The 21,831-nt window shown below is 70.9% G+C and carries 17 protein-coding genes and 1 pseudogene; 9 read left to right on the top strand and 9 right to left on the bottom strand.

Annotated features, from left to right (window positions below):
- The first annotated feature begins 101 nt into the window (after window positions 1–101).
- Window positions 102–995, top strand: a complete 894-nt coding sequence (locus QFZ58_RS07010) for a LysR family transcriptional regulator (RefSeq protein WP_307124043.1) — start codon at window positions 102–104, stop codon at window positions 993–995.
- A 39-nt stretch (window positions 996–1,034) separates the two neighbouring features.
- Here QFZ58_RS07010 and QFZ58_RS07015 read toward each other — a convergent pair whose 3' ends face one another.
- On the bottom strand, window positions 1,035–2,039 hold the full coding sequence (locus tag QFZ58_RS07015) for a chitinase (protein ID WP_307124044.1): 1,005 nt from the start codon (window positions 2,037–2,039) through the stop codon (window positions 1,035–1,037).
- A 294-nt stretch (window positions 2,040–2,333) separates the two neighbouring features.
- On the opposite strand from QFZ58_RS07015, the gene QFZ58_RS07020 reads away from it, so the two are divergent.
- From QFZ58_RS07020 to QFZ58_RS07030, 3 genes are read left to right on the top strand one after another with little or no spacing between them, the layout of a single operon-like run.
- Complete coding sequence (locus QFZ58_RS07020; RefSeq protein WP_307124045.1) at window positions 2,334–2,756, top strand: hypothetical protein; 423 nt, start codon at window positions 2,334–2,336, stop codon at window positions 2,754–2,756.
- A complete protein-coding gene (locus QFZ58_RS07025) occupies window positions 2,756–5,008 on the top strand; it encodes a bifunctional polysaccharide deacetylase/glycosyltransferase family 2 protein (RefSeq protein WP_307124046.1) in 2,253 nt (750 codons plus the stop codon). Before QFZ58_RS07020 ends, QFZ58_RS07025 begins: the two co-directional genes overlap by 1 nt.
- Entirely contained in the window at window positions 5,008–6,084 is a 1,077-nt protein-coding gene (locus tag QFZ58_RS07030) for an acyltransferase family protein (RefSeq protein ID WP_307124047.1), read from the top strand. Before QFZ58_RS07025 ends, QFZ58_RS07030 begins: the two co-directional genes overlap by 1 nt.
- A 39-nt stretch (window positions 6,085–6,123) precedes the next feature.
- Here the strand turns inward: QFZ58_RS07030 and QFZ58_RS07035 are convergent, their stop codons facing one another.
- On the bottom strand, window positions 6,124–8,565 hold the full coding sequence (locus tag QFZ58_RS07035) for an MFS transporter (RefSeq protein ID WP_307124048.1): 2,442 nt from the start codon (window positions 8,563–8,565) through the stop codon (window positions 6,124–6,126).
- A 200-nt stretch (window positions 8,566–8,765) separates the two neighbouring features.
- A complete protein-coding gene (locus QFZ58_RS07040) occupies window positions 8,766–9,209 on the bottom strand; it encodes an SRPBCC family protein (RefSeq protein WP_307124049.1) in 444 nt (147 codons plus the stop codon).
- Between the two features lie 148 nt (window positions 9,210–9,357).
- Here QFZ58_RS07040 and QFZ58_RS07045 point away from each other — a divergent pair.
- The 3 genes and pseudogenes from QFZ58_RS07045 to QFZ58_RS07060 all read left to right on the top strand — a co-directional run.
- Window positions 9,358–9,792: pseudogene (locus tag QFZ58_RS07045) on the top strand (radical SAM protein); the annotation flags it as partial.
- Between the two features lie 845 nt (window positions 9,793–10,637).
- The gene (locus tag QFZ58_RS07050; protein WP_307124050.1) at window positions 10,638–10,892 is read left to right on the top strand and encodes a hypothetical protein; all 255 of its coding nucleotides are present in this window, start codon (window positions 10,638–10,640) and stop codon (window positions 10,890–10,892) included.
- 1,076 nt (window positions 10,893–11,968) lie between these two features.
- The gene (locus QFZ58_RS07060) at window positions 11,969–12,664 is read left to right on the top strand and encodes an MOSC domain-containing protein (protein ID WP_307124051.1); all 696 of its coding nucleotides are present in this window, start codon (window positions 11,969–11,971) and stop codon (window positions 12,662–12,664) included.
- 172 nt (window positions 12,665–12,836) lie between these two features.
- Here QFZ58_RS07060 and QFZ58_RS07065 read toward each other — a convergent pair whose 3' ends face one another.
- The 5 genes from QFZ58_RS07065 to QFZ58_RS07085 form a co-directional block, all read right to left on the bottom strand.
- Window positions 12,837–13,049, bottom strand: coding sequence for a transposase family protein (locus tag QFZ58_RS07065; protein ID WP_307128790.1), 213 nt, complete (start codon window positions 13,047–13,049; stop codon window positions 12,837–12,839).
- Window positions 13,050–13,058: 9 nt separating this feature from the next.
- Window positions 13,059–13,319: a hypothetical protein gene (locus QFZ58_RS07070; RefSeq protein ID WP_307124052.1), complete on the bottom strand. Its 261-nt coding sequence runs from the start codon at window positions 13,317–13,319 to the stop codon at window positions 13,059–13,061.
- 548 nt (window positions 13,320–13,867) lie between these two features.
- Window positions 13,868–15,067, bottom strand: coding sequence for a cysteine desulfurase-like protein (locus QFZ58_RS07075; protein WP_307124053.1), 1,200 nt, complete (start codon window positions 15,065–15,067; stop codon window positions 13,868–13,870).
- Window positions 15,068–15,294: 227 nt separating this feature from the next.
- Window positions 15,295–16,854, bottom strand: coding sequence for a M28 family peptidase (locus tag QFZ58_RS07080; RefSeq protein ID WP_307124054.1), 1,560 nt, complete (start codon window positions 16,852–16,854; stop codon window positions 15,295–15,297).
- 373 nt (window positions 16,855–17,227) lie between these two features.
- On the bottom strand, window positions 17,228–17,725 hold the full coding sequence (locus QFZ58_RS07085) for an NUDIX domain-containing protein (protein ID WP_307124055.1): 498 nt from the start codon (window positions 17,723–17,725) through the stop codon (window positions 17,228–17,230).
- Here QFZ58_RS07085 and QFZ58_RS07090 point away from each other — a divergent pair.
- Complete coding sequence (locus tag QFZ58_RS07090; RefSeq protein ID WP_307124056.1) at window positions 17,687–18,604, top strand: pyridoxamine 5'-phosphate oxidase family protein; 918 nt, start codon at window positions 17,687–17,689, stop codon at window positions 18,602–18,604. The genes QFZ58_RS07085 and QFZ58_RS07090 overlap by 39 nt on opposite strands.
- On the opposite strand, the gene QFZ58_RS07095 is transcribed toward QFZ58_RS07090, so the two are convergent.
- Window positions 18,579–19,316 carry a TetR/AcrR family transcriptional regulator gene (locus QFZ58_RS07095; RefSeq protein ID WP_307124057.1) on the bottom strand — a complete coding sequence of 246 codons (738 nt, stop codon included), beginning with the start codon at window positions 19,314–19,316 and terminating at the stop codon, window positions 18,579–18,581. The two genes, QFZ58_RS07090 and QFZ58_RS07095, sit on opposite strands and share 26 nt — an antisense overlap.
- Before the next feature lie 877 nt (window positions 19,317–20,193).
- On the opposite strand from QFZ58_RS07095, the gene QFZ58_RS07100 reads away from it, so the two are divergent.
- Window positions 20,194–21,819 carry a BTAD domain-containing putative transcriptional regulator gene (locus QFZ58_RS07100; RefSeq protein WP_307124058.1) on the top strand — a complete coding sequence of 542 codons (1,626 nt, stop codon included), beginning with the start codon at window positions 20,194–20,196 and terminating at the stop codon, window positions 21,817–21,819.
- Window positions 21,820–21,831 lie beyond the last annotated feature (12 nt).

The following is a 21,831-nucleotide window of genomic DNA, read 5'->3' on the forward strand; positions in this document are numbered from 1 at the left end:
GGAACGCGCCAGGTCTGGTGCGCCTTTCCCAGCCTGACGGAGAACGATCCAGCGGTCCAACAGGAGATTCCGCTGGGATTCATCGCTAGGATCGCTCAATCATGGAACTGCGTCAGCTGGAGCACTTCGTCGCCGTCGCCGAGGAACGGCACTTCACGCGCGCGGCGGAGCGTCTCGCCGTGTCCCAGTCCGGGCTGTCCGCGTCCGTACGGGCGCTGGAGCACGAGCTGAGGACGCCCCTGTTCAGCCGCACCACGCGCACCGTGCGGCTCACCGAGGCGGGGCAGGCCCTGCTGGTGGAGGCGGAACGCACGCTGGCCGGGGCCCGGGCGGCCCGGGACGCCGTCGACGCCGTACGGGGGTTGCTGCGCGGCACCCTGACCCTCGGGGTCGAGCAGTGCGTGGCCGGTGTCAGCCCCGCACGGCTGCTCGCGGCCTTCCACCGGGAGCACCCGCACATGGAGATCCGGCTGCGGCAGGAGGGGACGTCCAGCCTGCTGGAGGGGGTGGCCGGCGGGCGCCTGGATCTCGCGTTCGCCGCCACCGTCAGCCCGCCGGAGTGGCGGGGTGAGCTGATGCCGCTGGCACGGGAGGCCATGGTCGTCCTGTGCGAGCCGGGCCACCGTCTGGCGCGGGAGGGACCGCGGGTGGCGTGGGCCGCGCTGCGGGGCGAGCCGTTCATCGACTTCCACCCGGACTGGGGGCCGAGGCGCGCGGCGGACGAGGCCTTCGCCGCGGCCGGGGTGCGCCGCACGGTGGCGCTCGAGGTCAACGACGTGCACAGCCTGCTGGAGCTGGTGCACGAGGGTCTCGGCATCGCGGTGGTGCCCCACCACTTCTCGCGCAAGCCGGAGGCCGCGGGGCTCGTTGCCGTGGAAATCGACGGTGTCCACGACGTCGCGTACGAGAGCGTGGTGGTCCTCCCGCCGGCCGGGGCGATGAGTCCGGGGGCCAGGGCGCTGATGGCCCTGGTACGGGAGGCCCCGCTGCGCTGAGGTCGCCGCCCGGCGCTCCGGCGCACGCGCAGCGGCCGCTCAGCCGCCCAGTGCCTCGGCGAACGCGCCCGCCTCCTGCTCGACCCCGCTGCACGTGTCCGAGGCCGTCGTCGCGTCCGTGCCGTCGGGGCACGCCCGGTCGCGGAAGGCGGCCCACACGGAGAGCTCGCCGACACCCCGGCGGGTGGCGAAGCTACGCAGGGACGCGGCGTCGGCCAGGGTGAACGTCTCCCCCGCGACGTCGTTCACCCCGATCATCACGGTGACGTGCAGCGCCTTCCAGGCCGCTTCGTCCGGCAGCCCCAGGAGGTCGGCGAGCTGGCCGTGGGCCGCGGTGGCCGCCTGTTCGGCGTAGTCGCCCATGTCACCGTCGTGGGTGGTGCTGTAGTTCATCGCCATGATGTTCACCGCCGAGACGTCGACGCCCTGTCCGGCCGCGTCCTCGATCACGGCGAGCCCGGTGTCCTCGAGCCCGTCGGGCATCACCGGCAGGGTGTACGTGACGTCCAGGCCGCGTTCCTTCTGGAGGAGGACGAGGGCCTCGTCGCGGCGGGTGATCGAGGCGGTGTCCGTGAGCGCGTCGCCCTCGATGTCGAAGTCGGCCTCGGTGGCCCCCACCGCGTCCAGCACCGTCGCGTAGGCGTCGGCCAGTTCCCGCGCGCTGTCGCATGCCAGCGCCGCCTCGGTGCCGGCGGCGCCGCCGAAGGAGACCCGGATGCCGGCGCCCGTGCCGGTGAGCTTCTCGGCGCGGGCTTCGACCGCGTCACTGCCGACCGGCGTGGTGCCGCCCCAGAGCGGCGTGCAGCCCGACGCCCCGGAGGTGACGAAGGCCAGGTTGTACGCGTCGGGCGACCCCGCTCCGTCGGTGTCGGCCGCTGTCGTGGCGCTGACGTACGGCGTGTAGGCGGTCCGCGCGGTCGTCGGCGGGGGCGTCACCGAACCGTTCGCCTGATCGGCGACGCCGCCCGTGGCGCAGCCCGAGCAGGCGAGGCCGAGCGCGATCGGCCCGGCAAGGACCGAGGAAACGCGTGTGCGCCTTTGCATGACGTATGTGCACCTGCTCTCGGTGAGTCGCCCGGAATGGCAGCAGGTGCTGCCGGGACACCATGAACCTCTCACACCGGGGGCCCGTCGCAAGACACAGGAAACCCATGGGGAAGGCCGGCACGCCGCCGCCGTTCGTGCCCAACTCCCCTGCTGGAGCGGTCTCCGAGGGCCCGGCGGAGGCGTATCGCACCCGCCCGCACTCTCAGCGGCCCCACAGGTTCACGGCCGTTCCACAGCGTGCGGCCAGGAAAGCTCCAGACTTCGCACAACGAGCTTCGCCACCATGCGCACATGCAATCCGACCCCGTCATCGAGAAAGACCCGGCACCACGCGGCCGACGCCGGGCACACGCCGGTCCGGCCCGCTCGACGGAGCGGCGCGGCGCGACCGTACAGCCCCAGGAGGGGCCCGTCTTCGTGGACAGCTCCGGGCGCCGGGCCAAGCTGCTCCGCCGCGCGGGCACGCTGCTGGGCGTCGTCTGCGTGGGTTACGCCGCCGTGCTCGGGCTCGCCTTCATGGGTGGCATCTCCGTGGCTCCCTCCCGGTTGCTCCCCTTCGACGGCGGCCCGGCCGCCGAAGCCGGCCCGGGCGGGCGGGCGCAAGCCGGGTACGGCATGCCGCCGGCCGGCACCGCGCCTCCGAGCGGCGCGCCGGGCGGCATACCGACGCCGCCCGCGTCCGCCCGGGCGACGGCATCCGGTGAGGCGAGCTGATGGCCGCTTCCCGCCGCCGGCACGCCACTCCCGGCGTGATCGGCCGCGTCCGGCGCCAGGCCGTTCCCGGGCCCCGCGTGATCATGGCCCTGCTCCTCTTGCTGGCGCTCGTCAGCGTGATGCTGCTGGACGGCTACCTGCGCGCCGAGGTCGGCGACGACCGGCGGGTGCGGTCCGCAGCCTCCGCGGACACGGTGCCCGGCGACGTGCTGGAGGGCGGACCGCTGCTGAGCTTCCCCGGCGGCACCGCCCGCACGCAGTCGGTGCCGGACAAGACGATCGTGCTGACCTTCGACGACGGCCCCGACCCCGAGTGGAGCGACAAGGTCCTGGACATCCTGGGGGAGAACGACGTTCCGGGCACCTTCTTCCTCGTCGGCTCGATGATCTCGCGCTATCCGGACGTCGTACGCAGGATGGTCGACGAGGGCAACGAGGTGGGGGTGCACACCTTCACCCATGTCGACCTCTCCTATCAGAGCGAGGCCCGCGTCAAGCGGGAGATCGCCCAGACGCAGCTCGCCCTGGCGGGCGCCGCGGGTATCACGACGACCCTGTTCCGCGCCCCGTACTCCTCGAAGACCGACGCGATCGACGACTACAGCTGGCCCGTCTACAAGCGTCTCGGCGCGATGGGCTACACCAGCGTGTTCATCGACACCGACAGCGAGGACTGGCAGCAGCCCGGAGTCGACAAGATCGTCAAGTGGGCGACACCCGAGAAGGGCAAGGGTGCCTCGGTGCTCTTCCACGATGCGGGCGGCGACCGCTCCGAGACGCTGGCCGCGCTGCCGGAGTACATCAGGAAGATGAAGGCGAAGGGGTACACCTTCACCACCGTCAGCGGCGCCCAGCAGCAGGCCGGCCCGGACGCCGCGCAAGGCGGCGACGCACAGGACGGCGCCGCACCGGCGGGTGGCCCCGCGCAGGCGGGTGCCTCCCGGGGCAACGCCGAGCAGGCCGCCCACCGCCGGGCGGACACGGCCTCCGAGTGGGAGGGCCGCGCCCTGCTCGCCGCGGTCGCGGTCGCGGAATGGACGGTGCCGGGCCTGGCGGTGGTGCTGGGTGTCGTCGGGGTGGCCGTCCTGGGCCGCTTCGGCATGATGCTCCTGCTCGCCCGGCGCCACCACCGGCAGCGCAACGGACGCCGGTTCACCTGGGGCCCCGAGGTGAGTGGGCCGGTGAGCGTGATCGTGCCCGCCTACAACGAGAAGGAATGCATCGCCGGTACGCTCAACTCCCTCGCCGCGAGCACCCACCCGATCGAGATCGTGGTCGTCGACGACGGCTCGACCGACGGCACGGCGGAGATAGCCGAATCACTCGGACTGCCCAATGTCCGGGTGATCCGGCAGGAGAACGCCGGCAAGCCTGCCGCTCTCAACAACGGTGTGCGGCAGGCGCGTCACGACATCGTCGTGATGATGGACGGGGACACCGTCTTCGAGCCCGACGCGGTGCACCAGCTCGTCCAGCCGTTCGCCGACTCCCGGATCGGCGCCGTCGCGGGCAACGCGAAGGTCGGTAACCGGTCGACGATGATCGGCGCCTGGCAGCACATCGAGTACGTGATGGGCTTCAACCTGGACCGCAGGATGTACGACCTGCTGGGCTGCATGCCCACCATCCCCGGCGCCATCGGGGCGTTCCGCCGCCAGGCGGTCCTGGAGGCCGGCGGGATGAGCGAGGAAACGCTGGCCGAGGACACCGACATCACCATCGCGCTGCACCGCGCCGGCTGGCGGGTCGTCTACGCCGAGCACGCCCGCGCCTGGACCGAGGCCCCGGCGTCCCTGGGACAGTTGTGGCGTCAGCGCTACCGGTGGAGCTACGGCACGATGCAGGCGCTGTGGAAGCACCGCCGGTCCGTGACCGACCGGGGCCCCTCCGGGCGGTTCGGCCGGGTCGGCATGCCGCTGGTCGTCCTCTTCCAGATCGTCACCCCGGTCTTCGCGCCGCTCATCGACGTCTTCACGCTCTACGCGATGGTCTTCGTGGACTTCCGTGCCTCGCTGCTCGCCTGGCTGGCGGTCCTGGCCGTGCAGCTGTTCTGCGCGGCGTACGCCTTCCGGCTCGACCGGGAGAAGTACCGGTTCCTGCTGATGCTGCCGCTCCAGCAGCTCGCGTACCGGCAGCTGATGTACCTCGTGCTGATCCACTCCTGTGTCACCGCCGCGACCGGCGGCCGGCTGCGCTGGCAGAAGCTGAAGCGCACCGGCGAAGTGGGCACGCCCCCGGCGGGCGTGTCGTAATGGGTGGCGCGCACCGCAGGACGGCGCTCGCGCCGTCCCCCGCGGCCGTCACGGGTACCGGCGGCCGGGACCGGTCCTTCGACGTACTGCGGGCCGTCGCGCTCGTCCGGGTGGTGTCCTACCACACCTTCGAGTGGCCCTGGCTCGGGTTCGTCTTCCCGTCCATGGGCGTGATGTTCGCGCTCGCCGGCTCGCTCATGGCCCGTTCGCTGGAGCGGCCGGCTCCCGGGGTGCTGCGCAGCCGGCTCCGGAGGCTGCTGATTCCGGTGTGGCTCTTCGGTCTGCTGCTCGGTGCGGCGATGCTGCTGCACGGCTGGGTGCCGGGGCCTGATGCCCTGTACTGGGTGTTCCCGGTCGGTGATCCGCCCGGAAACGCTTGGGGTGAGCAGGCCTGGGCGGTGCTCTGGTACCTGCGCGCGTACCTCTGGTTCGTGCTGCTCTCGCCGCTGCTGCTGCGCCTGTTCCGGCTCGCTCCCCTTGCGGCGCTCGCGCTGGCGCTGGTGCCCGTCGCGGTGCTGGAGACGGTCACGGGCGTGCCGGAGGGGCGGCTGGGCAATGGGCTCAGTGACCTTTCGGCGTTCCTGTTCTGCTGGCTGCTGGGCTTCGCGCACCGCGACGGCGTCCTCGACCGGTTGCGCCGTTCCGGGGTCCTCGCCGCAGGCGTGGCCCTCATGGTGGCGGGAACCTGGTGGGCGGTGGGCCACCCGGTGGACGGCACGGTCGACCTGGACGGCATTCCGCTCGCCCAGGCCCTGTGGTCGGCGGGGTTCGTGCTGCTCCTGCTGCGCTGCCGGCCCCGCTTCGGCGCTCTCGCGCGTCACCCGGTGGCCGACCGTGCCGTCACGGTGTTCAACGCCCGCGCCGTGACGGTGTACCTCTGGCACGAGGTGGCGCTCATGGCCGCGGTACCGGTGGTCGACCTGATGTGGGAGGTGCCGGCGCTCGAGCGGCATCTGGCACTGGACAGCCTGTGGGTGCAGTTCGGTGTCGCCTGGGTGCTGGTGGCCGTGGCCGTCCTCTGCTTCGGCTGGGTCGAGGACGTGGCGGCAGGACGGCGGCCCCGCCTGGTGCCGTGAGCTCGGCGGGTGCGGGCTCCCGCGCACCCGCCGCAGGCCTCAGTCCTCGTGCCCCAGCTGGAGGTCGCGTTCGGTCCGGCCGCCGCCGGGCACCTGGAGCACCGTGGCGACCGGCGGGTAGCCGGCCGCGATCACGGTGTACTCACCGGTCGACAGGTCGATGAAGCGGAACGCTCCGTCGGGCCCGGTGGTCAGGGTGCCGGCCACGTTCCCCGCCGCGTCGAGCAGGGTGACCCGGGCGTCCTCGACCACCCGCCCGCCGGGGGCGCGTACGACTCCGCGCAGGACGGCGCCGCCGGCCAGTTCGATGTCCTGCCGGGTCTCACGCGCCGCCTGCACACTGACCGGCAGCGCGGCGGGGCGGAAGGCCGGGGCGCTGGCCGCCAGGGTGTACTCGCCCGCCACGAGTTCCGCGATCACATAACCGCCCTCCCGCCCGGTGCGTGTGGTCGCGACGACTTCTCCGCGCACATCGGTGAGGGTGACGGCGGCGTCGCGCACCGGCGCTCCGTCGGGTGTGACGACCGCGCCGGCGAGCCGTCCTGCCCCTCCGAGGACCACGTCGAGGTCCACGGGCCGCTCTCCGACCGTGACGCTGACCGCCTGCGGCTGGTGACCGCCCGCGGCGGCGATCAGCACGTACGAGCCGGCGCCGGGCACGCTCAGCGCGTAGCGGCCGTCCTCGCCGCTGGCACCCCGTCCGACCTGCTGCCCCTGGCCGTCGATGAGGGTGAGTGCGGCCCGGGCCACCGTCGTGCCGTCAGGGTGCTGGACGCTTCCGCAGACCGGGAGCCCCGCGAGGCGGGTGGGGTGTGACGGGCCCTGGACGGCGCGGGCCGTCGGGATCGTCGTCTGCGTGGTGGCCGGGTCGGCGGCCGGATGGGGGGTGTGGTGGGACACCAGCGGTTTCTCCTTGAGGAAGAAGGCGAGGAACAGGCCGAGCAGGAGCACCGGCACGAGGTACAGGAAGATCCGTGGCATGGCGTCGGCGTACGCCTGGATGTAGGCGTCTCGCAGGGCGGGCTCCATGGCGTGGACCAGTTGCGGGGTGATGGACTCCGGATCGGGCAGGCTGGCGCCGGACGGAAGCCGCACCTCGAGGGCGTCCGCGAGGCGTCCCGCGAACAGGGTTCCGAAGATCGCGGCGCCGACGCTGCCGCCGATCTGCCGGAAGTAGTTGTGGGCGCTGGTGGCGGTGCCGAGGTCTCCGGGGCGTACGGAGTTCTGCACGGCCAGCACCAGGACGGACATGACGAGGCCGATCCCGATCCCCAGGACCGCCTGCCAGATGCCGTACTCCAGCGCCGAGGTGCCGGTGCCGAGGAAGGACAGCAACCACATGCCGACGGCCGAGACGGCCGCGCCCACCAGCGGGTAGACGCGGTAGCGGCCGGTGCGCGAGACCAGCTGCCCGGAGACGACGGAGGCGATGACGATGCCGCCCATCATGGGCAGCATCAGCAGCCCCGACTCGGTGGCGGACACCCCCTCCACCATCTGCAGATAGGTCGGCAGGTAGCTGGCGGCCCCGAAGAGCGCGACGCCGACGACCGCGCCCACCAGCGAGGTGACGCCGAAGACGGAGTCACGGAACAGGCGCAGCGGGATGATGGGTTCGGCGGCCCGGTGCTCGACCACGAGGAAGAGCAGCGCCGTCCCGGCGGCCCCGGCGGCCAGCCCGAGAACGGTCCGCGAGCCCCAGGCGTATTCGGTGCCGCCCCAGCTGGTGAGCAGCACCAGGCAGGTCGACGCGGCGGCCAGCAGCAGCGCCCCCAGCACGTCGAGGCGGGGGCGGACGGCCGGTTTGGGCAGCTTCAGTACGAGCGCGATGACGGCGAGGGTGACGAGGCCGAACGGCACGTTGATGTAGAAGCACCAGCGCCAGGAGGCGTGGTCGGTGAAGAATCCGCCGAGGAGCGGTCCCGCCACGGATGCGAGACCGAAGACCGCCCCGATGAGGCCCATGTAGCGGCCGCGCTCCCGGGCCGGGACGATGTCCGCGATGATCGCCTGGACGCCGATCATGAGCCCGCCGCCGCCGATGCCCTGGACGGCCCGGAAGGCGATGAGCTCGTCCATGGTGCGCGACCAGCCCGCGAGGGCGGATCCGATGATGAAGACGACGATCGCGAACTGGAAGACGCCCTTGCGGCCGAAGAGGTCGCCGAGCTTCCCGTAGACCGGCAGGCCGATCGTGGAGGCGAGCAGATAGGCGGTGACCGCCCAGGACATCTTGTCCAGGCCGTGCAGCTCGCCGACGATCTTGGGGAGGGCGGTGGCGACGATCATCTGGTCGAGCGCCGCGAGCAGCAGGGTGAGCATCAGCCCGAGGAAGACCAGACGGACCCGCCGGGGGGTGGCCTCCTCGGGCGGGGAGGCCGGCGGTGCGGCGGCCGGTGCGTCCGGTGGTGGCGCGGGTTCGGCCGCGGGGCCTCCCGCACCGTCCGGCTCGTCCTTCACCAGAGTGATCCCACCCACCACGTGACGCTCCCCTCATCGCAGCTGCGCCGCCCATTTCTCGCATCAGGCTGCAAGGCGGGGCAAACGCGACCGGGCGTACGCACGGCGCACACTGAGGGCTTATGCGCCGGTGGGAGGCGTTGCGGCGCACAACCGGCCGTCCCGGAGAACCACCCGTTCCGGTGAGGCCGGCCGTGACGCCGACAGCGGGCGCGGGAGCGTTACTTCTCGATCTCGGTGGCGAGGTTCTGCAGCAGTTCGTCGTAGATCCGGCCGAGCCCCTTGGGCGCGAAGGTCTTCTCGAAGAACCCGCCGATGCCGCCCGCCCCGTTCCAGACGGTCGACACGACGGCCCGGGACCTGCCCTCGCCGGCCGGGGTGACGGTCCAGGTGGTGACCATCGAGGAGTTGCGGTCCTTCTCCACGAGCTGCCCGTCCGTCGGCTCATGGACCTCCAGCAGGCAGTCGCGGACCCGCTTGCTGGTGGCTTGGAGCTTCCAGTGCACGAGGGTTCCCTCGCCGTCTCCGCCCTCGCGCACCTCGTACTCGCTGAAGTGACCGGTCAGCACCTTGCCCCGGACCTCCTTGTAGTCGGCCAGCGCATCGAACACCGTCTCTGCGTCCGCCGCGATGATCCGCTCCGTCGTGGCCTCGACCTGCGCCATGCCTACTCCTCCAGCACTCGGTTGTTCGGGGTCCCGCTGAGCCAACCACCTCGGGCACGGACCCTCAAAATCGGGCCCGGTATCCGGCCGCGCACGATCAAGGGAACATATGTTCTATTCTCTGCGCAGTGCTACCGAGGAGGCGTCCATGCGCTGGGACAACCTGGCAGAAAACACCGCACAGAGCCCGACATCCGAGCTCGGTGCGCTTTTCGCCGCGGACGCGGTGACCACGCGCACCTTCGACACCCCCGAATGGCGGGGGATCACCTTCCACGAGATCCGGGCCCGCTCGATCGTGAACCGGGTGCCCGGCGCCTCACGGATGCCGTTCGAGTGGACGGTGAATCCGTACCGGGGCTGTTCCCACGCCTGCGTCTACTGCTTCGCCCGCAAGACCCACAGCTATCTGGACCTGGACACCGGCCTCGGCTTCGACTCACAGATCGTCGTCAAGACCAACGCCGCCGAGCTGCTCGACCGCCACCTCTCATCCCGCCAATGGCGGGGCGCACACATCGCGATGGGCACCAACGTCGACTGCTACCAGCGGGCCGAGGATGGTTGCACACTCGCAGTAGGGCCCTCTGGCCAGGCAAAAGCCCCCGCCATGCACCACGGGGGAAGTGCACAACGGGGGCCGCACCGACTCCCTGAACTGTCTTGCTCGCCGTCGCTCAGCGAGTCGGCATAGGTCCCGCACTGGTGGGCCCAGAGGGTCCGGGGGAACGTCCACCAGGGCGGGGGCTTACCAGCGGATCAGTTCAGCGTCACCGCCAACACAGGCCGGGCAGGGACGCTTGAACGTAAAGCCGCACAGGTCGCATCTGGCGAAGCCACAGCACCCGTCACACCAGATGGCGCGGTGGCCAGCGCACGTTCCGCACAGGTCCCCGTCAGTCCACAGCGACCAGCGGGGCTCACCTCCGGTCCTGCCAGCACGCGGCTTGGGGTGCACTGGGGCTTGCCCCTCCGGGCGCACTCCCGAACGCCTCACAAGGGCCGTACGTGGCCTCTCCGGGGCCGTAGTCATCAGTGCCCGTCAGGGTGCCTAGCCATCAGGACGTTGCAATCCGTGATGGTCGTCTGGTCATTGCCAGCGCGGGCCTGGTCTCGAACCCTGGCTAGCAAAGTAGGTGACCCCCTATGCCATACCGCCCCCGGCGTCCCTGCCCTGTGCTGCCCAACTGCCCCAACTCCATAGCCGGTAAGGAACGGGCCTGCCCTACCATGTGCACATGCTGACTGCCCGACGCGCCGAGAAGGGGACCAGCGCATGGGGAACTGCACCAGCGCATGAGGGCAGCCGGGTTCACGGGCATCGACGACACGGAGGCGTTGGCGGAGGGCTAGCAGGTCACGGACTTCGACGACGCCGGACGGCCCAGCCTCGCGAACCTCGTCCAACGAACGGGGGCGCCGGCCGTCATGGTGTCCTTCCTCGACAGCGATGTGGGTTTCATCGAGGCCCTCACGCCGGACGGGAACAGCTGGGAGGGCCTGCTCAACCGGGGGATGGCGAAGAGCTACGAGATACCTCTGGAGCACTTCCCCATCGAACCGGCCGTGGCCGGCGCTCTCACCTGGTCGGCCGCTGCCGGACTGACGCCCGACGAGGAAGCCATCCGGCAGACGCTCACCGGTCGGCCCTGTTCGCGGAAGAGCTCTCCTCAGCCCTCATGATTGCCCTGGGGCTGCCCGGCGCAACCTAGCCCTTCAAGCCAGGACCTGGGGAATCACGTGAACTTACCCCTCGGGAATAACGCGATCGTCCACACGGCGGACAGGGCCTGCCGCTACCCGGAGAACAACGCCACCTTCGTTCGCTACGACGAGGCCCTCGACGCCGGATGGTCCATCGCCAGCGGCGTCGTCGAAGGAGCAGCACGTCATCTGGTGGCCGACCGTCTCGATATCACCGGCAGTCGGTGGAGCGTCCCCGGCGTCGGAGCCGTCCCGACCCTGGGGCTCTCATCAGCAACGGCGGTACTGGACCTTCCACACCCACAAAGAACACGAACGCCTCTACCCCCGGCCCGACCAGCCCGACTACGAACTCCTGGCCTGACCGGCGCGACCTCACTTCAGAAGAGCCACACCCAAACCCGTTCGGGCTCCGCAGCGATGGGGGAAACCGTCGCCTGACGCCATTGGACCTGTCCCGCGGCCGCGACGACGGGCGGCTCGTCCGTGCTCCTCCACCGGGCGGCAGGAGAACGGCGGAGCGGTCCGAACTCGACGAACTCGCCCGGGCCCGGGCCGAGCGGGCCCGGGCGACGGTACGGCGCCGTGTGTACGAACTGCTGCGTGAGCGGCCCGAGGGCTTCCCGAGGTGGAGGTCGAAGGGGTGCCGCTGACCGGCTGGACCGTGATCGACAGCGACGGGACGCTGATTCCGGCACCGTCAGGGCAGCTACGGCATCGTCAGCGCCTACATCAGGGAAGAAACGCACGTCAAACCCCGGCCGGTTCACCGCACAACCCTGGCACCCCATCTGGTGGCCAGAAGGAGGTGGCCTTTTCCACGGTGTACCGGCGGCGCCCCCGGCGTACAGAACGCGCCATGCGGCAGCGGAGAGTGACAGGAAAGATTCGCGGATGGCCGGGGATCTACTGGCGTCCGGCCCAGGCCGACACAAGAATGGCCGCATGGGCAGCGGCCATGACGCGCACGTTTTGCAGGACAGGGTCTGGTGCGCGCGCCGTGCCCGCCCGTTTCTCCCTGACAGCGTCGGTCCCACACCCCTGGAGAGAGTCACGTGCACCTCAGAGAAATCTGGCGATTCCCCGTGAAGTCCATGCGCGGCGAGCGGCTGAAAAACGTCGAACTCACCGAGAACGGTCTGACCGGCGACCGGCACATCCACATCCGTGACTCCCGCGGCCTGCTGACGGCCCGGGCGCGTTCCCGACTGCTCGGCCTCTCCGCGACCACGGCGATGGACGGCAGCGTGCTCGTCGACGGCCACCCCTGGGACAGCCCGGAGGCAGCGGAGTTGGTGCGGGGCGCGGCCGGCCCCGACGCGGAAGCCGTCTACTACAGCGGGCGCGAGCGGTTCGACGTCCTCAACCTCACCGTCATCACCGACGGCGCCGCCGAAGCCCTCGGCCACGATCCGCGTCGGCTCCGCTCCAACCTGGTGATCGGCGGTGTCCCCGGCCTCGCCGAACGCGACTGGCCCGGCCGCACCCTCCACATCGGAGACACCGTCATCGGCGTCTGCAAGCTGCGCTCCCGCTGCGTCATGACGACCATCGACCCCGACACCGGAGAGCGCGACCACGACGTCCTGCGCGATATCCACCGGCTGTACGACGGCGTCTTCGCGCTCGACTGTTGGGTGGCCTCGCCCGGGACCATCGCCGAGGGCGACGAGGTCAGACTGACCGACGAGCAGTGGCCGGAGCCGGTCCGCGGCGGCTGGATCGTCGGGGCGCCGTACCTGGTGCCCTGAGCCCAGACCGTACTTTGTCTTCCTCACGCCTCGTGTCCACACGCTCTCTCCGACCTCTATGCCTCTACTGAGGAAGTTCATCGTGATTCGTGCAGGTCACCGGACCTGGTGTGACAAGTCGTTGGGGTGCTCGTTCAGCTCATCGCGGTGATCGTCGCGAGGAGATCGTCCGTCACCGCGCGACTTGGTGGTGCGTCAGCACCACCAGGGTTCGCACAAGCTCGGTCGCATGTCGCGGGTGCAGGCGCACCTTGGCCAGGATCCCGAAGGTCTTCAGGCTCGCGAAGTCGTGCTCAACCGGCGCTCGCAGGCTGCTGATCAGCCGGTTCACGACCTTCTTCGGTGACGACAGGCGCTTGCCCCCGCTTGCCTGGAACCCCGTGATGACCGCCGGCTACTCCCCGGCCCCGTCCTCCAGACCGACGAACCCCAGGTCGGCCACCGCACCCAGCTGAAGCTCCCGCAGCCGCGTGCACAGCTTCTCGTAGCGGGCGGCCGTGATCTCGTACAGGAAGTTGCGCATTACGTCCTCGCACAGGTCCGGGTGCGAGGGCCGCAGTCGGCTCCAGTCCCGCGAGTCGACTGCCGCCCATCGGTCGTCGGTGAACTTCTGGCCGCAGTCGGCGCGCACCGGCCGCTGCGCCTCCCGTTCCACGGCTTCCTGCTCCGCGCGGCGCCGTTCCTGCTCGCGGGCCGCCTTGCGGCGGCGGGCGAGGGCAGCGTCCCGGCGGGGGTTGCCGATCGCCTCCAGCAGCGGCTCGTGGTGGTCGCGGCCGAAGCGCCGGAACGCGGGGCCGGCCGGACTGTACTCGCAGCAGCTCCGGTGTGGTCGCCACGACCGGGATGCGGCCGTCGTAGGAGTGGTAGCCGCCTTCGCGATGCCACCGGCCCTGCCAGTGGGTACGGGTGAGGTCGGCGACCTTGACCATCTGGCTCTTGGCGGAGCGCTTGCCTCCTTGGTGGAAGACGAGCACGCACCTGTCCACGCGGCAGCGGCACCGTCTTCCTCGCCTCGCTCCGCGCCTTGCCGGACCGCTTCCTCGGCTGCTGTCCGGGTGCCGTCTTCGCGGCCTTCTGTGCCGGGGTCTGTCCCACGCGCGGATCGTAGAAGCGGCAGGCAGGCGACGACGACCGCGAGCCACAGCCGCCACGTACGGACCGACCGGGCGCGCTCTTGGCGGCGGCCCGTCTTGCGGGGGCGGATCAGAGGAAGGACGCCAGGCCGGCGAGGAGCCGGTCCACGTCCTGCGCCGTGTTGTACGGAGCGATGCCGGCCCGCAGGGCGGGGCCCTCCAGTTTCAGCGCCGTGAAGGGCTCATACGCGTAGAACTGCCCGGCCGTCGCCAGCACGTTCCGCGACGCCAGGTGGATCTGTGCCTCGCGCTCGTCACGGCCCACCAGCGTCATCAGCAGCGTCGGGGTCCGCTCCGCAGCCCTGGAGTGCAGCGTGACCGCGTCGCCGAAGGACCGAAGACCTTCCTCAAGGCGCGTACGGAGCGTCGACTCGTGCTCGTGCAGCGCGGTCAGCGACGAGGCCAGCCGCTCTCTGCGCGTGGTCCCGGCGCCCGGGTCCACCGCGGCGAGGAAGTCCACGGCGGCGCGGGCGCCCGCCAGGATCTCGTAGGGCAGCGTGCCGAACTCGAAGCGCTCCGGCACCTCGTCGGAGGAGGGAAGCAACTTGTCCGGTCGGAGCGTCTCGAGGAGTTCGGGCGCGGCCGCCAGCACGCCGCAGTGCGGGCCGAGGAACTTGTAGGGCGAGCAGACGAAGAAGTCCGCCCCGAGTGCCGGCACGTCCACCAGTTCGTGCGCGGCGTAGTGCACTCCGTCGACGTGGACCAGAGCGCCGATCTCGTGGGCCCGGTCGGCGATGTGGCGGACGGGCGGCTTGGTGCCCAGGACGTTGGAGGCCGCCGTGATCGCGACCAGCCGGGTGCGCGGGGAGAGGGCCCGCTCGAAGGACTCCAGGTCGACCTCGGCCGTCGCCGGGTCGATCTCGATCCAGCGGACCATGGCGCCCGCGTGCTCGGCGGCCTGGATCCACGGCCGCACGTTGGTGTCGTGGTCCAGGCGGCTCACGACGACCTCGTCCCCCGCCCGCCACTCCTGTGCGAGGGTGCGCGAGAACTCGTAGGTCAGCTGGGTGGCGCTGCGGCCGTGGACGATCCCGCCGGCGGGCATGTTCAGCAGGTCCGCGTAGGCGGAACGGAACGCGGCGACGGCGCGTTCGGCGTTGAGTTCGGAGGGGCTGACGGTCCCTCGGTTGGACAGCGGTCCGGTCAGCGTCTTCGCGATGGCGTCGGCGACGGGTCGGGGCGTCTGGGTTCCACCCGGCCCGTCGAAGAAGGCGAGACCCCCGTCGAGCGAGGGGAAGTGGGCCCGGAGGGCGGTGATGTCGATGGCCATGGCCTCTGCTTTCTGTCGGGCGGCGTCGGTGGTGCACGCGTGGCAGGGCGGGGCGGGGCGCCCTGTGGGGCACGCCCCCAGCGCCGGTCCGCGTGCCGGGATCGGGGCACGGCTGAGCGGCCCCGGTGCCGGGTCGTCGGTCCGGACACCGGGGACGGGGGTGTTCTCCGATCGTGCCGAGCTTGCGTCTGATCGACAAGGACGCCCCCGGGGGAGGCGGGACGGACCTACCGGGTCACACCGTACGAACCGGCGGCGGGCCGGACGACGGCACGGTCGGCGGCCGTCCGCGTCGCGGCGGTGGCCGGAGGGCGCACGGAGCTGATGTCGTGCGCGTACGTGCCCACCGAGTTGGCGATGACGTCGATGTTTTCCTCGAGCATCGTTGGGCTGATGTTGTTGATGTCGTCACGCGCCCCGTGGTAGTTCGGGTCGAACGTGGCCCCCGCCGTACCCCCGAAGACGGCCGCCTCGGCGGGCGTCTTGAGCGCCTCCGCGCCGGCGAACGTTCCGCCGGCGGGGATACCGGCGTCGAGGAACGGGCCGTAGTCGAAGCGGGCGACGAACGGGGTGCCCGCGTGCGGCCGGCCCTGCTTGCCGAGGAACGCGGCTATGTTCTGCTCCAGGCGGTCCGAGCCCGCGGGCGCGCTCTGGGTGTTGGCGCCGTCGGAGTTGTCGCCGTCGTAGACGAACATGGCGCCGTTCGTGGAGGCGATCAGCTCGAAGTTCAGGTAGAGCTTGATCTCCTGTTTGTCGAGCGGCAGAAGGTTCGCGACGTAGTGGTGCGAGCCGACCAGGCCGCTCTCCGCAGCGGACCACCAGGCGAACCGCACCTTGTTGCGGAGGTTCTTCTCCTGCTTCGCCAGCTTCAGCGCGACGTCCAGCAGGGCGGCCGAGCCGGAGCCGTTGTCGTTGATGCCGGGACCGGCGTGCACCGAGTCCAGGGAGGCGCCGAGCATGACCGTCTCGGCGGCGTTGCCGCGCGCGGTCTCGGCGACGACGTTGTTGGTGGAACGGTTCTCCTGGAGCTGGCGGATCTCGATGGAGACGTTGACCGGGCCCGCGGCGAGGTCCGCAGCGAGCTTCTCGCCCTCGGCCTTACTGATGCCGCCGGTGGGAATCTTCGCGGCGGACGGGTCGCCGAGGGTGCCCGAGAGGGGACCGTACCCGGCGTCGATGTTGTTGTAGATGAGGGCGCCGATCGCGCCCGCGGCGGCGGCCTGCTGCTGCTTGACGGCGAAGGCGCAGCCTCCCCGCTTGATCAGGGCGATCCTGCCCGTGTAGCTGCCGGAGGCGAAGTCGCCCGGCTCGCAGCCGGTGGTGCCGTCTGCGTCGACCGGGACGGCCGCGAGGTCGGCGCGGATACCGCCGGCCGGCGTCGACGTGGTGTACGTCAGCGCGCGTATCTCGATGTCGTGCGGGGCGGGCGTCACAGTGGAGAGTTTTTCGGCCAACGTCTGCGTGTAGACGAAGTCGAACCTCTGGTACTCGACGTTGAAGCCCGCCTTCTTCAACTGCTGGTAGACGTAGGCGGCCGAGGCGTCGTGGCCGAGCGAGCCGGCGACGCGGTGACCGCCGGCCGAGTCGGCTATCGCCTGGAACTTCTTCAGGTGCGTTAAGGCGTCCTTGGCCGACGCCTCGCGTACCAGCGCCCTGGAGAGCGCGGCGGCGTCCTGGCCCGGCCGGTGCTGCCAGGAGGAGGCAGGAGAGGCGGAGGCCAGCAGGAGCGGGGTCGCGAGAGCAACTGCGGCCAGGGCGGTCACGGCTCTGCGAGCTGATGCGTTCACAGAAGTCCTTCCCATGCGAACAAAGTTGAGGGGAAGTTAGCGATCCCTGAGGGACTTTGTGAACAGAATGCCGGAACTCATCTCATCTGATGCACAGTTGTGGTTGTCTCGCGGAGGGTGGATGCACGGAGGTGAAGTTCCCCCTTGTCACCGCGGTCGTCCGGGAGCTCGGCGTGAGTTCCGAGGGCCTTCGCGGCTGGGTGAAGCAGGCGAATATTGACCGTGACGAGGGGCGCCCGGCGCGCTGACCACGGCGGAGAGGGAAGAGCTCCAGCGGCTGCGCAGGGAAAGCCGGGAACAGCAGCAGCCGATCGAGATCTTGATAACGCGATCTGGGACGCCGGGTGTGGCGTCAGCAGCCGGGGCCCCCGTATCACCGGAGTGATGGTTCGGGGCCTCCCCGCCGCCTCTGGCCACACCCCCATGGCCAGGTCGTAGGGATTCCGCCCACCTGGGACGGATCGCATACGGGATATGCGTCGCCGCCCAGGACGCGAAAGCGGAGGAACCAGTGCACCCAAGACCGTTCGGGGCGCGCTGGTGAGACAACTGGCGGGGTGGTGGTGCCGCGGCTGTTCTCGTAGTCGAAGTGGCCGAGGTAGCGGTCCATGGAGGAGACGGTCAGCCCGGTCTCCTCCCGCGTATCGCGGCGGGCCGCGCCCAGGATACTTTCCCCTGCGTCCACATGCCCGGAGGGGATCTCCCACATAAGTCTCCCGGGCTTTCCCCTGTGCGGAGGTTCCCCGGCCTCCCTCGTCGATTCGGCCCTCTGTAGCGGGCCGCCCGCAGTAGAGTCGGCCGACCGCGACGCGGAGCGACCGGAGGGCGGACCATGGCCGACTACCACGACGGGGAACTCGCCGTTCAGCACCGGGCGGGACTGCGCGATCCGGCGGCCGGCTCGCTCCGCGCCATCCGCGACACGGTGCCCGACGCCGCGGCGGTGTTCCTGACCCGGCAGCCGATGATCGTCGTCGGTGCCGCCGACGCGTCCGGACGGCTCTGGAGCACTCTACTCACCGGCGAGCCCGGCTTCCTCGGGGTGCCGGACCCCCGGACCCTGACGATCGGCGCGCTGCCCGCGGCCGACGACCCGCTCGGCGCGGTGCTGCGGGAGAGCGGCTCCCAGGTCGGCATGATCGCCATCGAACCGGCCGCCCGGCGCCGTATCCGCCTCAACGGGATCTCGGCGCCCGAGGCCGACGGCGTACGGGTCGCTCTCGACCAGGTGATCGGCAACTGCCCCAAGTACCTCCAGAAGCGGAACTACGCTCTGCTCCCGCCGGACCGGGGCGGCCGTCGAGCGGCGATCCGCCAGGGGGACGCGCTGACCACCGTCCAGCAGCTCACCCTCGCCACCTCCGACAGCTTCTTCATCGCCACCGCCTCCCCGAACGGTGACGCGGACGCCTCGCACCGGGGCGGCAACCCCGGCTTCCTCCAGGTGCTCTCGCCCACCCGGCTGCGCTGGCCCGACTATGCGGGCAACGCCATGTTCCTCACTCTGGGGAACCTCGAACTGCACCCGCAGGCGGGCTTGTTGGTGCCCGACTGGGAGACCGGCGCGCTCCTTCAGCTCTCCGGTACCGCCCACACCGTCTGGGACGGCGCCGAGGCGGCCGCCGTACCGGGTGCGCAGCGCATCGTGGAGTTCCGTATCGAGGCCGTCCAGGAGACCCAGAACGCGGTACCGCTGCGCTGGAGCGAGCCGGACTTTTCCCGGTTCAACCCGCCGGTGGTCCCGGGGTAGTCAGCAGCACGGGCTGCGTGGCATCGGCCGCGGACCCCGCCACCCCGGCCTTCTGCTCCAACAGCCCGGCGACGACGGCTTCGAGGCCCGTCCGGTGGTCGTCCCGGGAGGTCAGTCCGGCCCACCGCCTGCCGACCGCGTTCAGCCGGGGGAAATACACCGAGTCCAGGAACTCCAGGGAGTGTTCACGGTACTCCGGGTGCTCCGCCCGGGCCTGGACGCGCTCCCGGCTGACGCGGATGGCCAGTTCGCCCGTTGTGTAGTGCCAGATCACGCGGTAGGCGTACACGGCGTCCTCCAGATCCATCCCGCACTCGACCGCCGCGTCGATGATGCTCTCCACGATCCACAGCGCGGACTCGCTGACGAAGTCGTCGAAGGAGAGAACCTCCACGATCCACGGACAGTCCGCGAGGAGGTCGTGCAGTACCTGGGCGGAGGCGAGGAGGCGGGTGCGCGGTTCGCTCGGCAGCTCCGGGCGCGGGTAGCGCCTGGCATGCGCGTCGAGCAGCAGCAGAAGGAGCTCGTCCTTGTCCTGCACATGGTGGTAGAGGGCCATGGCCGTACTGGACATCTCTCTGGCCAGCCGGCGCATGGACAGGTGCTCCGGGCCCTCCGTGTCGAGAATGCGCTGTGCGGCGACGAGTATCGCCTCCTGGGAGAGACGTGGCGGGCGGCCGGTTCGGCCGGGGCGTTGTTCGCGGGACTCCATACATCCATCTTTCTTCGCGAGGCAACCTGCTAACCGGCCGGATCGGGCCGGTTGTTCCGGCCGCTCCGGTGAATCCGCGTCCTGGGCAGGAAAGGCGGCGACGTCATACCGGGCGGTAAACCTCTGGAAGGGAAAGGTTGACAGAAGGGTGCTGCACATAAACTGGACGGCCGGAGAATGTGCGGCCACCGCAGTGAAGTGCGCGTACGCGTCGGGGATCACCTCGCGTGCCGCCACGGGGATGCCACACAGGGCGAGTTGCCCCGCAGCGACAGTGCAAAAAGGCGTGAGTGACAACCAACTATCGCCCCGCTACTGTTATCTTACGCGTACGTCTTATGGATACAGGCATGGCTGGAAGAGAGGCGCCTGAAGTGGTCATCGACGGCGAGGCCGTGTTGATCGTTAAGGCAGGGACGGGCTGGGAAAGGGAACGAGCCGCCCGCGATCCTGTCGGGTGTCTGAATTCCACCCGATGTCCCCGGCGGGAAATCGCCGGGGAAACGTCCACACGTTGCGCGATGTCGCGGGCGTGTCTGGGCCACTGGCCCTGAGCTGCGCCGGCTCGGTTCCCGGGCGCGACCACCTGGAGCCGTCCCGCTCCACCGCCCGGCCCGCCCTTCCCGGAGGGCTTCCGGGTCGGACTGATCGGTCCCGGAGCCATCTCGTGGATCCGGGCACCGTCGCGGCGCCTTTGGGGCGCCCCACCGGGGCCGTGCGCGAGCCGCACCCCGGACCATCACCCAGCCACCGTACCTACGCGGTGCGGTGCGCACTCATCACGATCTCTGGAGGCGACCGAGTGTTGGCCACGTCGGGGGAACCGTTGCGCATACAGCTCTTAGGGCCGGTACGTGTATGGCGGCAGGGCCAGGAGGTGCCTCTGGGTCCGCCCAAACAGCGCGCGGTGCTCGCTCTGCTCGCCAGCCGGGCGGGCGAGGTGGTCGGTGTCGACAACATTGTCGACGCGCTCTGGGACGATGACCTCCCGCAGACCGCGACGAACGCAGTCCACACCTACGTGGCCGGGCTGCGGCGCGCACTGGAGCCGGGGCGCAGCAGGCGCGAGGCGGGAGCGATCCTCACCTCGGTCTCCGGCGGCTACTGCCTGCGGATGGAACCGGAGCAGGTGGACGCCACGCTCTTCACCCGCCGCCACGCCCGGGCCCGCAGGTCGCGGATCGGGGGGAGCCCGGACGAGGCCGTGCTGTGCTACGAGGAGGCCCTCGCGCTCTGGCGCGGTGACGCGTACTCCGGGGTTCCGGGACCGTTCGCCGCCGTGGAGCGGACCCGGCTGCGGGACCTCAGGCTGACCGCCATCGAGGAGTGGGCCGCCGACATGCTGGAGGCGGGGCGCCACGCGGAGGTGGTCACCGAACTCTCCGCCGCCGTGGGCGAGGAGCCCCTGCGCGAGAAGCTGCGCTGGCTGCTGATGCTCACCCTCTACCGCAGCGGACGCCAGGCGCACGCCCTGGCCGTCTACACCGAGACCCGGCAGCTGCTCAACCAGGAGCTGGGCATTGAGCCGGGCCCCGAACTGCGCAGCCTGCACCAGCAGATTCTGGCCGGTCACCCGGCCCTGCGCCGGAAGGGGGACGCCGCGGCGGTCAGACCTCCGCGAAGACACGCGGGCGGTGCCCCCGACCTCTCCCGACCGGTACAACTTCCCCCGCTGGCACGCGGCTTCGCCGGACGCACCGCTGACCTCACACGCCTGGAAGAGCTGTTGGACCACGAGCGCGGCGGGTACGGCGCGAGCACCCCCATCGCCGTTGTCGACGGCCCCGCGGGCGTCGGCAAGACGGCGTTCGTGCTGGAGCTGGCCCACCGGCTGCTGGACCGCTTCCCGGACGGACAGCTCTATGTGGACCTGTGCGGCACGGGCCGTCAGGGCCGGCCGCTGACTGCGTCGGACGCACTGGAACAACTTCTGGCCAGCCTCGGCGTGGAGCGCTCGCGAATGCCCGCCGACGTGGCCGGCCGTACCACGCTCTACCGCAGCCTCCTGCACGGCCGCCGGATGCTCGTGGTGCTGGACGAGGCGCTCGGCGCCGACCAGTTGAGGCCGCTGATACCGCGCGGTTCGTCCTGCGTCCTGGCCACCAGCAGGCAGCGGTTCAGCGGACTGGCCGCCCGCGACGGCGCCCATGTGCTCACGATGGGCCCGCTGGCCGACCATGATGCGGCGACCCTGCTCACCAGCCTCTGCGGGGGCAGGCTCCGGGGGCAGGAGGCGGCCGCGGTGCGGCTGGTACGGCTGTGCGGCGGACTGCCGCTGGCCCTGCGGATCGCGGCCGAGGAACTGTCGGCCAACCCTGCCGTCCCGCTGTCCGTCATTATCGAACGGTTCGCCGCCGCCTGCGCGGAGCACGAGTCGCCGCCGAACCGCGAGGCGGCCCCGGTCCGCCCGGTCGAGTGGGAATCCGGGCCCGGGAGCGGGAGAGAGACGCCGACGTCCGTGCAGGACGACCGGGCGGAGGCCCGCGCCGTCGTCCTGCGGTAGTGGATGGCCGGC

The sequence above is a fragment of the Streptomyces sp. B1I3 genome, from assembly GCF_030816615.1.
Taxonomy (GTDB): Bacteria; Actinomycetota; Actinomycetes; order Streptomycetales; family Streptomycetaceae; genus Streptomyces.

Bases quoted from the DNA above. Each gene is read 5' to 3' on its own strand.
- QFZ58_RS07090 (WP_307124056.1), top strand. From the start codon at position 17,687: ATGGCCGACTACCACGACGGGGAACTCGCCGTTCAGCACCGGGCGGGA.
- QFZ58_RS07020 (WP_307124045.1), top strand. From the start codon at position 2,334: ATGCAATCCGACCCCGTCATCGAGAAAGACCCGGCACCACGCGGCCGA.
- QFZ58_RS07010 (WP_307124043.1), top strand. From the start codon at position 102: ATGGAACTGCGTCAGCTGGAGCACTTCGTCGCCGTCGCCGAGGAACGG.
- QFZ58_RS07040 (WP_307124049.1), bottom strand. From the start codon at position 9,209: ATGGCGCAGGTCGAGGCCACGACGGAGCGGATCATCGCGGCGGACGCA.
- QFZ58_RS07025 (WP_307124046.1), top strand. From the start codon at position 2,756: ATGGCCGCTTCCCGCCGCCGGCACGCCACTCCCGGCGTGATCGGCCGC.
- QFZ58_RS07050 (WP_307124050.1), top strand. From the start codon at position 10,638: ATGGTGTCCTTCCTCGACAGCGATGTGGGTTTCATCGAGGCCCTCACG.
- QFZ58_RS07095 (WP_307124057.1), bottom strand. From the start codon at position 19,316: ATGGAGTCCCGCGAACAACGCCCCGGCCGAACCGGCCGCCCGCCACGT.
- QFZ58_RS07030 (WP_307124047.1), top strand. From the start codon at position 5,008: ATGGGTGGCGCGCACCGCAGGACGGCGCTCGCGCCGTCCCCCGCGGCC.
- QFZ58_RS07075 (WP_307124053.1), bottom strand. From the start codon at position 15,067: ATGGCCATCGACATCACCGCCCTCCGGGCCCACTTCCCCTCGCTCGAC.
- QFZ58_RS07015 (WP_307124044.1), bottom strand. From the start codon at position 2,039: ATGCAAAGGCGCACACGCGTTTCCTCGGTCCTTGCCGGGCCGATCGCG.